This window comes from Desulfuromonas sp. (assembly GCF_002868845.1).
GTDB lineage: Bacteria > Desulfobacterota > Desulfuromonadia > Desulfuromonadales > BM501 > BM501.
This window is the reverse complement of record NZ_PKUB01000051.1, coordinates 1-14,918: the sequence shown is the minus strand read 5'-3', so window position 1 is coordinate 14,918 and position 14,918 is coordinate 1. Positions and strand designations below refer to the sequence as shown.

Here is a 14,918-nt window from a genome sequence, read left to right as displayed (position 1 = left end):
CCCTAAATCCCAAGGGCCTCTCCATAAAGTTACTCATGCATTCGAAGGATAATCTCAATATCAAAATTTTCCATCCGAAGCCGTCCGTTCCGTCCCATAGCCATTGCTTCATCACGGTGATCCAACATCCATCCCATTGCCCGGGCCATCGCTGGAACATCCCCAACCGAAGTCAAAATCCCGCAATCATCGGTAAGGAGGTCACGCGTACCGCGACTATCCGAACCGATGCATGGCCTCTCCAGGCATAAAGCCTCCATGACGCTCCGGGGTAGACCTTCCCTCTGCGAGGGCAAAAGAACGGCGCAAGAGGCTTGCATCAGGGCAGGAATGTCTTCCCGGAAACCGAGAAAATGGGTACGCCCCTTGATATTCAAGCGCCCTGCAAGATCTTCCATACGACTTTTTAGAGGACCGTTCCCTGCAAAAGCGAGATGTGCATCCTGCCGACCCAGACGGGCAAAAGCATGCAAGGCATCCCGATGACGTTTCCCGGGGTTAAATTCTGCGACCATAAGAAAAAGNTAAGAAAAAGTGAATCAGCGGATCTCATTCCCAACTGCCGACGGATCTCTTCACCATTTTTCGGATCAACTCGGGCATTGTTATAAAAATGATTATCAACACCAATTCCAGGCATGAACCTAATCCGTGAGTTTGGAACAATCCGGTGTTTTTGAGCAGCTGCCTTGTCTTCCTGATTGATGACCACCAAGTAGTCAGTCCACTTGCCAGCCGCTCCCTCTAGGGAAGAAAATAAAAAATTCTTGAGAGGGTTCCCTCCTGAGTAAAAATGGAACCCATGTGCGGTATAAACTACTTTTGGTTTGATTTTTTCACTGACCCTGCGTAAGGAGTACCGAGTTATAAAGGAAGCTATGGGCGTGTGCACATGTATCAGATCATATTTTTCTCTTGAAACTGTTTCGCGTATTGTTTGGGGAGCCTTAAACAAAGTTTGCAAGTCAAAAGGGTTTCGCGTCCAGCTCACATCCCAAACCTGATTAAAGGCCTCAGTACATTCTGGGCAATCAGATATTCCGTGAGACATAGCATCCACCTGCCACCCTTTTGCCCGAAAATGATTTGCAAAAGGAAGCAGGAATCTTCTGATCGTTCCTGAAACTGTAGTTATAAAAAGAACACGTTTCATGTTTGAAAATCCGATGTAAAAGTTTTTTCAGTAAGTAAAATCAGGCTTCCCGAAAAAGAAATTATATTTTCAGTTCAAAATATCCCTATAAATGTTTTCATACTTTTCAACAACAGTGTCCAGAGAAAACATTTCCAAAATTCTTTGACGTGCTTGGTTACCGAGATTCATTCGCTCATCTTTATGCATTTTCCAAAAACCATACCAAGCCATACATAAAGATTCAGAGTCACGAGGTTTTACAACTTTGCCAGTGTCTCCCACAATATATGCCGAGTCACCTACGTCAGTAACAACGCAAGGCACACCACAGGCCATTGCCTCGCCAATTGAGTTTGAGAATGCCTCACCGTAAGAGGAAGAGGAGCATTTAAGATCAAAAGAAGAGACGATCCTTGGTATATCCGATCTACGCCCGAGCAAATGAAAACGATCCCTAACCCCTGAAGAATCAAGCATTGAAGTTAATTCTTCATTGTCGTAATTGATACCATCACCACACAACACAAAGTCCACTTTGGTGATTAAGCTTTTGAACATTTGTGCAGCATGTACAAAGTTTTTATGATCTTTTTGTGGATCGTAGCGTGCAACTAATCCGACAATGAAAGAGTCCTTAGATATACCTAACTCTTCGCGAACTTCATTTCGCCCGACCGGATCAGGTTTAAAAGAATCCAAATCAAAACCATTTGGAATTGTTGTAATTTTTTTCGAATCATACCCAATTTTTTCGTGTACCCTCCTTGCTTCTTCAGCACAGCAAATAATTTTTCGAGGCAAATACTTGGACATTATTGCACAGGTTTTTGCCGTCATAATGGTGGTTTTCTTACTAGAACTGGGATCAAGATTACTGTTTCGAATATTCCAGACAACAGATAAGTTCCCCGAAAGTTTTGCCGCAATACCACCTATCAAATCCGCATGGTACATCCAGGTTTGAACAAGATCCGGATCACTCCAGCGAAAAGCCTTGACAAGTCGATAGATTCCTTTCAACTCAGGAACCCCTCTGCGCATCCCTAAAGTTTTTACAGGGACTCCTATTTCGTCAAAAATAACTTTCAAAGGAACATAATCTGTCATTGAAATAACTTCAGGCACAAAGTCATTTTTATCCATCCGAGACAGAAGCTTAAAAAGCATCATCTCTGCTCCGCCGGTACCTAACCCTGTAATCACAAAGGTTATTTTACGTTTCATAAGTTTAACCAGTTACCCTTGTCACAACCTTAAACTCTTTCGAGTTGACGGTACCGTGAGCTGCAATCAATCCGAAAATCAACCATGTCGGTTTCCGACCATCCCAACTAAGCCCCATTCCACCAACGAAAAGCGCCACAAGCATTATTATCCACAGCCGTTTCCCCAGGAGTTCCATTCCGACCACCTTCTTAACAAGAGAAAGAACCATGGCCATAAAAATCAAAAATCCAACCATCCCTTGCCCGACTAGAATGGAAAGAAAAAGGTTGTGTGAAGCGGCCGGATAACCAAATAAAGGTTCAACACTGAATCGAAAAGCTCCAACGCCCACCCCTAGGGCAGCAAAGACCGGACTCCCACCAAACACTCTTAAGCCATCAGTCCATATATTCATCCTAGAATTCAAATTCCCAGAAGCCACTTCATGACCAATGGACAAAATTCGAGACCAGTTTGTACTTGGAACCATCTGATAAATCACTAAAGCGAAAAAACAGGAAAGCATTAAAAAGGCTACTTTGCTTTTCAACTTAACATTTTCTTGTGAAATAATTATGTAAAACAGAGCCACCAAAAGAGCCAAAAAAGCAGTTCTAGAGGCTGTAAGGAAAACTGCGAAAACAGCTATAGGAACGTACATGAAAAAGAAAGCCTTCTGAATCCTTCCTTCGACTTTTTTAAAAACGTACCATGCCAGGGGTATTCCTAATGTAATTATTAAACCAATGTCATTCGGATCGAATCCCTCCATTGAATAGCGTGAATAAGCGGTTTGTTCATGCCTCTGATAAGCCGTCAGGGTGTAAATTGCAGACACAAAGCATCCGCACACATAGCCTTTAAACAAAAGTAAAACTTGATTTTCAGTTTGAGCAAACTCCCAAAGTAACCACACGAAGAGAAAAAGTTGTATCAAAGATTTTGTAGCAATTTGACTCATGTTGGAGTCAACACTCCAAAGAATGGTCGCCATACTCCAGAGTATGTAGAAAATAAAGAAAAATAAAAAAGGGCCAAAAGGACGGCCTCTCTTATCAATTAAAACAGAAATAACACCAACTAAAAACGCAAAGGCTCCAATGACTCGTGTCAATGTACCAAAAGTGGAAAAAACGATTAAATTTTCAATTGGGATAAAAAAAACCAAGACAAATAGAGAACATAAAACGACTTTATTCATGTTGACCTCCTAAAAGTAAACGCAGGTAGGAATCAACAACGTTTTCTAACAAAAACGGTTTCCAAGCTGAACTACTTACTTCTATTTTATTACCAGCAAGTGACTCTTCAATCCCATCAACAAGTGCCTGGGTATCTTCTACTTTTACAAGTCGACCCCATTTTCCATTATCTAAAATTTCGACAGGTCCACTTTTACATCGTGTTGACACAAGAGGAACTTGCAAGGCCATAGCCTCTATTAAGACCGTAGGTAGGCCTTCACGTTTGGATGAAAGAACAAAAACAGAAGCGTTCTTAATATACTGGTATGGATTTTCCACAAAACCAGGCATATCGATATCTTGTTCCAAGTCGAGTTCTTTCACTAGACCAGTAAGTTCTTGCCGCAGCTCCCCTTCCCCCAAGATAAGAAGACGCGCCTCATGATTTTGCCTGACATGCCAAAAAGCCCTAATAAGGTTACTAAAATCTTTTGCGTCGGTAAGACGGCCAACTGAAACAATCACCGGGGGTGACCCAACCTTAAACCATGGATGATCTAATACTTGATTTGCTTTCTCGAAAACATCCGAGGTTACCACAGGGTTATAAATAGTACTTACCAAGTCCTTAGTTATTAAAGTTGTTTTACAAAAATCGTCTGCAACACCATCAGAAACAGCGACTATCCCAGAAGACATCGGGTATAACTTCCGAACCAGAAAAAGTATCACCCTACCCTTAAGGCGTTTAACGCTTTTTTTGACACCAGAAACTGTTGTGTGGACACTGACATAAATATCCGTCTTACTTCTGGCAAGGATTTTAGCTAAAAGGACTACAATGTTGGCGTGATCTAAAGCGGAGAGCAGAACTCTCGGTTTATTTTTAAGCAAGTATGATAACAACCCAGGCAAACAAAAAATAACTCTCTTTCTATTCAGATCAACAACGTTTATATTTGAATGCAGTTTTTTCAAGTTTGGACCTTCTGCACTACTCAAAACGAAATCAACCAGGATGCCCTTTTCGACAAAGCCATTGGCTAAATTGACCATGACTTTTTCCGCTCCACCGCCACTTAAGTTCGGAAGAAAAAAAGCTATTTTACTTTCTTTTAGTTTGTTCATGATTCCCTAAAAAACCTAAAAAGAAAAAATTAAAAGTCAAAAATCAAAAAATACAATTTGATTATCAAAAACCTGGCAATGGCCAAAAGCATTACAGACCGGATTAGGAATAAGAAATTCTTATGAACTTTCCAAAAGCAAGTTTTTCCTTATCTTTAACCGGATTATCTTAGGCAAACAAACCAAAACAAAAATCAAAACTTTTGGATTTTTGACTAGATTCTTGAATGACTTGACATAATCCCCTTTTTTTAGCGGTTCCACAACTTGATGGTATTTTATAGACTGTTCTACCTTGTGCATTTTATACTTAATAGTGTTTTCCAGTGCTGTGTTGTGGAGTACATTCCCATCATCAAGTAGGTTCTTCAAAATTTCATACTTTTGATTAGCACCATTTATTTTTTCGGTCGTAAGAGACCCCCTTCTTTTTCTATAATAATAATAGGGGTCAGTTGTTATGAAAAACCTCGCCTTGAGCAAAAGGCAGTTGACCAAAAGGAGAAAATCTTCACCGTTTTTGTAACTCTCATCGAATCGTATTTTATTTTCTCGAAGAAATTATGCCTTTATCATAGGTTGTACGCCGCAATCCATACCTACGTACTTAACAACATCAATTGATTCTATTTTTTTAAAATTTTGCTGGCTTAAGTTTGTACCCCATGGCTTTTCCTCATTGTCTTCAATTAAAAATATATCGTCAGCGACAATCTCTGCGCCGGTCTCTTCACCAAGACTCAACAATTTTTCGAGCCGTTGAGGAGAAAACCAATCATCTGAATCTAAAAACGCAATCCATTCTCCGCAACTATTTTCTATTGCCTTGTTCCTGGAGTAGCTAGGGCCTCGATTTTCTTCGTTTTTAAAAATTTTTATCCTGCTATCCTTAAGACCCTGCACAACAGAGACCGTGTCATCTTTTGAACAATCATCTACTACGACAATTTCAAAATCCTGTATCGTTTGCTTCAGAACAGATACAAGGCATTTTTTAATGTATTTCCCAGAATTATACGACGGAACGACAACAGAAACCTTTAACGATCTATTCAACATACACAACCCCAGAAGGTAAGTATGATTAAAAAATATCTCACAGAGAACTAAGTGCCACTTTAAAATTGTTCTCTGCCATACCAATCAATTTATCTCTTTTCGGATAAAAAGCGGGAAGTTCCACATCAAACAGATCAATCAATCTACTCGTCAAATCTAAAGGTTCACAATCAAGATCACCAACGCTAAATCTTCCCGGGACGCCAATGTCTCTACGGAAATCACCGCATTTTTTGTGATATTCAACTGAAATACATGGTACTCCAGCGGCCGCAGCGTATATTGAACCATGCAACCGGACTGACACAAAAGCAGAACACTCCGCGACTTTCTCCCAAACCCGTAAGGGGTCAGGGTCGTATTGAACAACTTCGGCCTCAGCTCCATATGTTTTTAATTTTTCGACAAAAGCATGTGTAATCTGATTATCCCCATAGTGAGGGTGCCCGTTAAAAACAAAAAACCTAATCTTAACCTCAAACCCTTGACAAATAAGTCGCTTTAATGACTCTAGCAATACCGTCTCTCTCTTTTTCTCTTTAGTCACATCTTTCCCTGCATATCTCTCATAATGACAGACTGTAACTCCCAAAATTTTTTCTTTTCTTTTTTTCGGGTTTCTATGTTTCGATACCATTGGTAGCAACATAGCTAGATCTGCCGCCTCAATAGGCCTGTAAGGAAGATTCAAAGAAAGCGCCTCTTCATAAGATGAATTGTCTCTCAACGCCAGGAATCTAAGAGAAGAAAGAGAAGAATGAACATATTTTTCATCTTTGACGCTTTTATAGGGTCCGAGAGAGACGCCAATAGCTCCAGATGGAGTTATTTTGGCTCGAGAAGCAAGGAGTGAAATCGTCCTAGGGGAACCAAAATTCTCTTTGCTATGAAATATCGACCCACCAGACCAAACGACCAGATTTGATTTTAAAATATTCAGATAACTTTGAAGGCGTGCCTGCCCCTTATATTTTTTTTCTTTCGAAAGGCATGAAACAGTTTTTACGGAGGAAACCAAATGTTCGCTTGAGAGCAATGATACGTTTTCTGCTTCCCAGTATTTCCTGGCACCCCACGTGGAAACGACTCCAAAACAATCATCTCCAACATTTTTCATACCATAATATCCAGCTAACAAAATATTATCAGGTTTGGCCATTGCCTGACTCCAAATCGATGGCTTGTTCAATCTCTAACAAGAAGTATTTTCTTCGACAGCACCCTGGAATTTTGTGGTGCCATTTCTGCTAAAATTTTCCTATCCCCGCTAGAAAGGCCTCCCCAAATCAAAGGAAGTGTCAAAACTGTACAAATACTGAGCACAATAAAACCTAAATCAACGAAACTGTTCAAAGTATAATGATCTCGAAAAATCTTGGTGAATAAAAATACAATCGAAAAAGCAAGAACCCCATTAGCTATTGGTTTGAAAAAACTACCAAGTGGTATCTTCAATATGTAAGCCGCGTAAACTGGGGTAAAGAGACCGTTTTTCAATGTTAAAACAAGTACTCCGACTGCTGCTACTCCGTAATAACCCCACGTTGTCTCGTTTACAACATAAAGTGCTAACAGTAAATTTGATAGCCCCAAACAACAGGAAAGAATTGCTGGCAACTTGACTTTGTTTAAAGCGGTACTTACTGCCAGCAGAGGCAATACTCCCAAGTTTATGACCAAAGTACACAACTGGAGAGTCATTAATGTTCCAAGCCTCCTGAATGGTTCGCCAAGCCAAAAAGCCAACACCTCACTAGAGAAGCCACACAGCAGCGCCAATGGAACGGCCAGGACCAAGCCCATCACCTTTACGGCCAGTTCCATCATTCGAATCAACTTTTTACTCTCTCCCCGTGCGTGGTAAATAATTACCAACGGAGTTATTGCGCCAGCCAGCACTCCCGCTGCGGTTCGTACCACTTGATTCCACTGCAAAACGGCTGCGTACTCACCACAGGCCTCTGGCCCTATGAACTTATTCACCAAGTAAGTATCAATACGAAGAAACAACAAAAACCCTACTTGATTGATCAAAACCCACCCTGACATTGTGGCCATTGATCGAAGTTTTTTGAATTCTGCTTTCCTTAAGTTCAGCTTTAGATCAGGTGTCAGATTTCGCCATCTGAAAACACTTAGAACAAGAACTATCAACCCTCCAAAAAAGTTACCAACACCTACATGAACTAAAGCAGGACCTGAGTAACTGAACAATGCAATTATCACGACAAAACGAAGCAGTGTACGAGATAAATCATTCACCCTCATCAAATCTAATCTATTTTGCGAATACATAGAAACTGAAAAAACCGTACTCAATATCGAAAGACCGAAACCCCCAAAAGTCAAAGCAAACAGCCAAAGTGCATCATTTTTAAGTCCAGCAGGTACAGTTATAACATTTTCAATATTCGACAAAATAAGGGTTAGAACAATTATCTGAATTCCTGCGAACAAAAAAACGACAAATACAGAGCTATTAAAAACTATGACTGCTTCATCTATATCGCCTTTCTGAATTTCGAATGTCAAAAACCTATTGACTGATGAGTTGAAAGATTGCGTAATAATACTAATATACTCACTGAATATCATCGCTAATGGTATTAGACCATATGCTGAAGTTCCAAGATGTTTAATAAGATATGGTACTAACCAAAGAGCTACGAGAAGGTTTACGAGAAAAGACACTATGTTCATCGATAAATTTCTTGGAACTTGCGCCTTACCCACCGGGACTGCCAAACCCATAAATCGTTCCTTTTCACTACCAACAACAGAGAAAAACTAAACATTACCAAGGATGTCTCAAGGCATCCTTCGCAGGGTGCAATGGGTAGAAGAATAAAAAAGACCTGAAAAAGCGACTTTTCTCACCGTATCCATCCTCAATATGTCTTTGCCGTTTCCTAGAAGTGGTTCCATCCTTACCGACCGCCCACCCTGAGCCCAAGATTTGACCAAAGTTTTTTTAGCATCATGCCAATGCTAAGAGGGATATTCCCTTCAACATGACAGACATTTCGCCAAACCCATAAAGGCCTGCAAAGGTTATAGAAGAAATTGACGAACCAACCCGCAAGAGCCTCCCCCAACCGCCCCTTCATCGAAACGGTCCTGTCTCTCAATTTACCGACCCGGTTCCCCGCCATTTCAATTCTGGCTGCATCGATCCGAGCCAATCTGTGTTTTCGGACACCATCTGGCCAGGGCACTCCCATCAAATTGCAAGCGAGAGTCAGATATGCTCCGAATTCCCTTGCCGCCCCATGCTCTGCCCCCCTCCTATGCCACTCACCCCAATCGATCTCATTCTCGTAGGTCGAAACAAGTTCAGCAAACTCAGCCAACTGAAGAAGAGAGATGTTTGACTGTATGAATTCGCGCTGCGAAAGCAACCCATGAACCGTATTATGCAACAAGCGATAAGTCGGGCTAAGCACTGCTGTATGATAGCCTCCCAAGACCACCTTCTGGCTGTTCGCCCAAGCCAAACCTGCCGGAAGGATTCTGCCTGCCTGCCCACGTTCCACCCTGACATGGATTTCTACCGCAACTGGCGAATGCGGTTTGAGCATCCGCGGTAAATGCTGAGGAAGGTATTCGGGGGAATAGGTATCGGCCCTTGTTGTTGGGACGGGCACATAGCCCGATCGGATCAATACCTCTTGNTAATATATCGACATCCCCCATCAGCCGGGCTCCAGAGCTGCCATAAAGGCCGTCGCAGAAGGTCGCAGCGCCCTTCAGCAAAACGGAGTGGATTCTCATATCTTGAAGCGATGAAAGAATCTCCACAAGGGAGGCTTGAAAAGCTTCGTTACGTTCAACGTTGGCCTGGTGTAGAACTTGGAGGTATTCCTGCAAATCCTCCGGAAGCTCATCCAGCAAACCCTTCTGTCGAAGTCGTGAATACCAAAGGGGAGTGCAAAAACTCAGATTCGCCTGGTAAAGAACCAACTTCCAGTCAAGTCGTCCTTTACGATCATACTCACGCAAAGTCTCCACCAACTCCCCGGGCCTGTAGGGAGAAAGAAAGTGCGCCAAAAGAGTATACGACTTCCCCATCGATGAAGACATCACCTAAAGCACACCCAACAGAACCATCTTGTCGCGGAACCAAAATAACCGCACATAGGGCTGCCTGAAAACACGTTTTTCAAACCCTCTCTTCATTTGACACCCGCATTGCCAGGGCCATATTCAAACAAGCTTTTTCGTTTTATTGAAAGCCTTACGGCCTTTTGGATCCCACCGGTCCAAATGTGCCGTAAAGTCATCTCTCCAGGAAGAAGGATTTAACACCGACTGGTTTCTTCCTAAAAAATATGAGCTTTTTTCCTCTGATAAGCATTCTTTAAGTTTTCAAGCAGTTCATCACAAGCGTGCCTTATTTCATCACCCAAATCCGGCAACTGATAAGGCTTCAAAGAATCTACGTGTATTTCTTTTGTGAAACTCGAATCAAATTGGAGAGAGAACCAACGAAAAACTCCTTCAAAGTTAAGACGCGAATCTTTCACCATATCTTCATAATCAAGCAACATAAAATTCTTGTTTTGAGCCAATCCTTGGTCGAACATTAGCTTATTTCGCAACCACCACATGAGAGCCCCCCCTTCTTGCTCATTTATCGAAGGGTGGTAAAGACTGTCAAAGGTACTCAAGACAGCTTCACTAATATTTTCACCTCGCCACGCAAGGGTTTTCCAATCGCGTTTGGCCAAGCTATGCATCACCCTCAACTGGTGTCCGGGCCATTTTCTGTTAGCTGACTTTACAACCTGATGAAAATCACGAAACATCCAGATCACCTTCAAACCGTCCATTTCCGCGAGCCACTTCCCCATGTGCTGCGAATCGACAAGAGGCTTGGCTACGATCACTGGAAATTTTGAGGAATTCCTCTTTTGCTCGACCTGCTCAATGGAAGGCAGCCGATACCCCTTGAAAAAGCGTGGGTCGCCCTCCCCATATGTTTTTATATCGGGTGACTTGCCAAACACATCTAAGGCGATCGTAGTGCCCGAGCGCTGTGCGCCGGCAATGAATACAACTTGAGTAGGACCTGCCTTCCGCATCAGGGCTCTCAGCTCTTTATATGCGAGGTGCAAGCCCTTTTTTATTTTGACTTTAGACATAGCGGACCTCTTATATTTTAGTTGGAAATGCACCCATGAAACTTCTCCCTAAAGGGGGGATTGAACAGCCAGAAAACTGCCCAGGCGGTGCCGATGTCACTGAAAACTTTAACAACCATCAATCGACTGTCAACCCTGCCCTCAGAAGGAAAAAAGGAAGAGACTTTTACCAAGCAAAGGTTGTAATTTGGCTCGATCGGTTCCATATATCGGAAGCACAGAGCCGCAAGGAGAAGGACCGCTGGAGTCGCCTCCTCTGCGGCGCCTCTTAGGGCCAAAACCCTTGAAAAGAAGTCGATCAAGCCTGCAGGTGTCTTTGTCGAATGGCGCAATCGGGGCAATGCCACCACTGCTGGTGAAGCCGATGGCCAACCCCGAAGACCTTCGAGCCTGCTCGGCACAGGGGCACAACAACCCAGGGAGTCTCTTAAGAGCCTTCTGGCCTGAGTGCGCCAGACTATTCAACAGTTAACAGGACCGTCGCTTGGGGAAAACCAGAACTCAACCGGGCGGGGACATATGCGGATAAACTGACGAACCTTCTTGGCGGGGAAGAACCCTCTCAAGCTGAACCTGCCGATTCAAACCCCGAAATCGGCGTAATAACCATTTCGATCATCCCTGGACCTCAGAACCGACCTCATGTCCGAAGGACTCTTGGCACAAATTTTCCTCAGGCCCAGCCTCCCCATTCCTGCGCCGATTCTCCGCCGGAAACAGGAAACCACCCTCAAACCACGACATGTAGGTTTCCGCCTCAGGGGAGACTCCTCCCCTCGACCTCGGCGGCCATTTGGTGAAGGACCTCTTCGATATTGCTGTAACCATCACCATCGTCGTCCCCGTTCGGGCTGTCAGGAATCTTAAAAGGTCTGTAGTTCTTGGGAAGACTCGGCCACCCGCCGACCTGTTCTGGAGAATCGACGATCATTCCTTTTCGCTCCCTCACCTCACGAATGATCCGCTCATCTACCGGGTCCCGATCAGCGGGCCTCGCCCCGGCATTGAGCAGAACCCAGGGTAAAACCTCTTCACTTTTTTTGACCGTCAACGGAGAAGGCCATGTATCAATTGGCTGAATACTCACTCGCATACCATCTGGCCCCCTCCAGACATCTCCATTGGGGTGGTAAATATCCTCAAGGTAAACTTTCGTCCCTGCAGCTGATTTTTCACTTGCAACATAAGCTACGCGAGAACCGTCGGAGTACTTCCGAGTGTTAGGTCCTGCATAAAATACATTTCCAACTGCACTCAGGTAAGCAGGTTCCTTAATTTTTTCACCGTCAATACCGACTCCGACATATCCACCACCACCAGGGTTGTAAACTAAGTTATTTAAACAAAGGACTGAGCTGCCGGCCTTAATCAAAGGCTGCCTTTCGTCATTATGTGCCAGAAGGTTACCAATGATAGACAATTTACGTGTTCTGTCTCCAACCAAGAACCCCATTGAATGGAATCCTTCCGGATGAATGGCGTTCCTTAAGGCCTCACTGAAGATAGAATTACTGACTGTAATGTCGTGGGCCCCCCACGTACTTCCATTTTCATCGACGGCCCAGCTTACCGAAAGATGGTCAGCGACAACCCGATAAGCTTGCCTGTGAAGGATTTGCAATCCGTCACGATTTCCCGGCCAGGGACCGACATCATCGTCTCCCACCCGAATACGAATATGCTGAACAAGAATATCGTGACTTGTGATCAGGAGGCCTGCGCCTTTGAGGGTTATCCCTGGAGAAGGGGCCGTTTGCCCTGAAATCGTTAAATAGGGACTGGAAATGGTTATATCGGATTTCAACGCAATCGTACCACTCGTTTCAAAAACAACTATCCTCGCCCCATGCTTCTGACATGCGGCCCTCAGGGAGCCCTCTCCACTGTCATTCAGGTTGGTCACTTTAATGACCCGACCACCCCGACCTGCTGAGGTTTCCGTACCGAACCCCTCGGCACCCGGGAAAACCGCCACAGCTATGGTGGGTCCCCCGGAGGAGGCGCAACCCATTATCAAAAGCCCAATCCAGGAGAAAACCAAAAACCTTGCAACGGGCACTGTTCTTCCCCCCCCAAATGAAGATTTGACCTTACAAGCAACTCCGGCAAAGTAACGGGTTGACAAAGAAAACATTTACCAGCTTTAGACCCATTGTCAAACCAACTAAAGGTGAACCTTTCTCTTTCTTTCCCCGTGGAAATTGCTAAACAAACAAAGTCTGGATATATAACCGGGTCGTCATATAAGTTTGTTACGACATCGTTTCAGTTGGCGCCACCCGACATTCTCGAAACGAAAAAAAAGGCCGGATTCCAAAACGGAACCCGGCCTTAAATTATTACGACATCAGCTTGGCTTTATTTCAAAGCCGACTTTAGGGCTAGAGCCTGCCCTCCACCTCGGCTGCCATCTGATGGAGGACCTCTTCGAGGTTGGTGTAACCATCGCCATCATCGTCGCCGTTGGGGTTAGCCGGGGTCGGGAATGTACGCGTTACGACGGCCAGGTTCGGCCAACCACCCACCTGCCCGGGGGTGTCAATGATATTGCCTGTGCGGGTCAGGACTTCATGCATAATCCTTTCATCCACCGCATCCAGGTCAGCAGGTCTCGCTCCTGCATTTTGGGTAACGTATGCTTCGACTTGACTACTCGGCCTTACGGTTAAGGGGGAAGTCCAGGTGTCGGCCGGGCGGGTAGCCACCCTCAGGCTTGCATCACCCTTCCACAACGTCCCACCGGGGAAACTGTTGTCCTCAAGGCAAACCTCTGTTCCCGCCGGCGTGGAGGTCGCTGACGAATAAGCGTATCGATAGCCACCGGGGTAGGCCCTTGAATCGGGGCCGATAAGGAACACATTCCCTACGGCGGACAAAAAGGCTGGCTTCCCGGTGTTTTCACCGTCTACCCCAACGCCGACCCAGTCTCCACCACCACCGTCGTACCCGAGGTTGTTCAGTTGGAGGACAGAAGAGCCGGCCTTGATCAGGGGCTGTCGATCATTGTTATGGGCCAAAAGGTTCCCGATAAGAGCAATTCTCTCTGAACCATCCCCGATCAGGAATCCCTTGGAATGCTCGCCCTTGGTGTGCGATGAGTTGCTCAAGGCTTCACTGAAGATGGTATTGCTGATCGTGACATCGTGCGACAACCAGGTGCTTCCGTTCTCATCGATGGCCCAACTTACCGAAAGATGGTCAACCACGACGTTGTAGGCATTGTCCCACAGGATCTGCAGACCGTCGCGGTTGCTCGGAGCAGGCCCGCCGGACTCGTCTCCCACCCGGATGCGGAGATGCTGGACCAGAACATCGTGCCCGGTAATGAAAAGGCCGGCCCTCCTAAGGGTGATTCCCGGAGAAGGAGCGGTTTGCCCGGCCACCGTTAGATACGGGTTGGAAATCCTGATATCGGAATTCAGCGTAATCGTCCCGCTTATTTCAAAGACTACGGTTCTCGGCCCGGACGCTTCACATGCCGCCCTTAAAGAACCGGGTCCGCTGTCATTCAGATTCGTCACTTTATAGATGGTCCCGCCGCGCCCTGCAGGGGTGTCGGTGCCGAAGCCCTCGGCGCCCGGGAAGACCCGAAGGTCCCCGGAGGCAGGAGGCGTCGTCGGGGGAGGAGTAGTTTCAGTGGGAGCCTCGTCGTTGTCTATAATGGTCACTGCAACGGTGGAGGTGGTCCCCAGGGCGGTTCCGCCGGCCTGGTTGCCCAGGATCACGTTGAAGATCTCGTTGTCCTCGGCCAGGGAGTCGTCAACGATGGTGATGCTCTGCGTCTTGCTCGTCTCGCCGTCGGCGAAGGTCACGGGCGTCCAGCTGAAGTTGCCGTAATCCTCGGCGAAGGTGGCCGTCACGCCGCTGGTCCGCCAATCCACGGCAACTGCGCCGTCGCTTCCGCCGACCCGCTTGATGGTGATGTCCACCTGCCCCTCGCTCTCGCCAACCGAGGCGGAGGAGACAGCGAACTCGAAGGATCCGGGAACCGGCACGGCCACGTCGTTGTCGGCGATGGTCACCGCGATGGTGGAGGTGGTCCCCAGGGCGGCTCCGCCGCTCGGG

Annotated in this window: 13 protein-coding genes; all 13 read right to left on the bottom strand. The window is 45.5% G+C overall.

Going from position 1 to position 14,918, the window contains the following annotated elements:
• Nucleotides 1-29: 29 nt before the first annotated feature.
• Nucleotides 30-515, bottom strand: a complete 486-nt coding sequence (locus tag C0617_RS17235) for a glycosyltransferase (protein WP_365889440.1) — start codon at nt 513-515, stop codon at nt 30-32.
• A gap of 10 nt (nt 516-525) precedes the next feature.
• Nucleotides 526-1,153, bottom strand: a 628-nt coding sequence (locus C0617_RS17230; RefSeq protein ID WP_365889435.1) for a glycosyltransferase, incomplete at its 3' end; no start/stop codon positions are given.
• 69 nt (nt 1,154-1,222) lie between these two features.
• Nucleotides 1,223-2,359: a glycosyltransferase gene (locus C0617_RS15565; RefSeq protein WP_291317958.1), complete on the bottom strand. Its 1,137-nt coding sequence runs from the start codon at nt 2,357-2,359 to the stop codon at nt 1,223-1,225.
• Nucleotides 2,360-2,363: 4 nt separating this feature from the next.
• The gene (locus tag C0617_RS15560) at nt 2,364-3,542 is read right to left on the bottom strand and encodes an O-antigen ligase family protein (RefSeq protein ID WP_291317957.1); all 1,179 of its coding nucleotides are present in this window, start codon (nt 3,540-3,542) and stop codon (nt 2,364-2,366) included.
• Nucleotides 3,535-4,653, bottom strand: coding sequence for a glycosyltransferase (locus C0617_RS15555; RefSeq protein ID WP_291317956.1), 1,119 nt, complete (start codon nt 4,651-4,653; stop codon nt 3,535-3,537). The genes C0617_RS15560 and C0617_RS15555 overlap by 8 nt, the downstream gene beginning before the upstream one ends.
• 561 nt (nt 4,654-5,214) lie before the next feature.
• Nucleotides 5,215-5,712 carry a glycosyltransferase family 2 protein gene (locus C0617_RS15550; protein WP_291317955.1) on the bottom strand — a complete coding sequence of 166 codons (498 nt, stop codon included), beginning with the start codon at nt 5,710-5,712 and terminating at the stop codon, nt 5,215-5,217.
• Nucleotides 5,713-5,749: 37 nt separating this feature from the next.
• Nucleotides 5,750-6,871, bottom strand: a complete 1,122-nt coding sequence (locus tag C0617_RS15545; RefSeq protein WP_291317954.1) for a polysaccharide pyruvyl transferase family protein — start codon at nt 6,869-6,871, stop codon at nt 5,750-5,752.
• Nucleotides 6,872-6,897: 26 nt separating this feature from the next.
• The gene (locus tag C0617_RS15540) at nt 6,898-8,463 is read right to left on the bottom strand and encodes an oligosaccharide flippase family protein (RefSeq protein ID WP_291317953.1); all 1,566 of its coding nucleotides are present in this window, start codon (nt 8,461-8,463) and stop codon (nt 6,898-6,900) included.
• 176 nt (nt 8,464-8,639) lie between these two features.
• Nucleotides 8,640-9,374 carry a nucleotidyltransferase family protein gene (locus C0617_RS17225; RefSeq protein ID WP_365889439.1) on the bottom strand — a complete coding sequence of 245 codons (735 nt, stop codon included), beginning with the start codon at nt 9,372-9,374 and terminating at the stop codon, nt 8,640-8,642.
• Between the two features lie 10 nt (nt 9,375-9,384).
• On the bottom strand, nt 9,385-9,780 hold a 396-nt coding region (locus C0617_RS15535; protein WP_291317952.1), incomplete at its 3' end, for a nucleotidyltransferase family protein.
• A 251-nt stretch (nt 9,781-10,031) separates the two neighbouring features.
• The gene (locus C0617_RS15530; RefSeq protein WP_291317951.1) at nt 10,032-10,853 is read right to left on the bottom strand and encodes a sulfotransferase domain-containing protein; all 822 of its coding nucleotides are present in this window, start codon (nt 10,851-10,853) and stop codon (nt 10,032-10,034) included.
• A 757-nt stretch (nt 10,854-11,610) separates the two neighbouring features.
• Nucleotides 11,611-12,756 carry a hypothetical protein gene (locus tag C0617_RS15525; RefSeq protein ID WP_291317950.1) on the bottom strand — a complete coding sequence of 382 codons (1,146 nt, stop codon included), beginning with the start codon at nt 12,754-12,756 and terminating at the stop codon, nt 11,611-11,613.
• 478 nt (nt 12,757-13,234) lie between these two features.
• Nucleotides 13,235-14,918: Calx-beta domain-containing protein (locus C0617_RS15520; RefSeq protein WP_291317949.1), on the bottom strand; the 1,684-nt coding region annotated here is incomplete at its 5' end.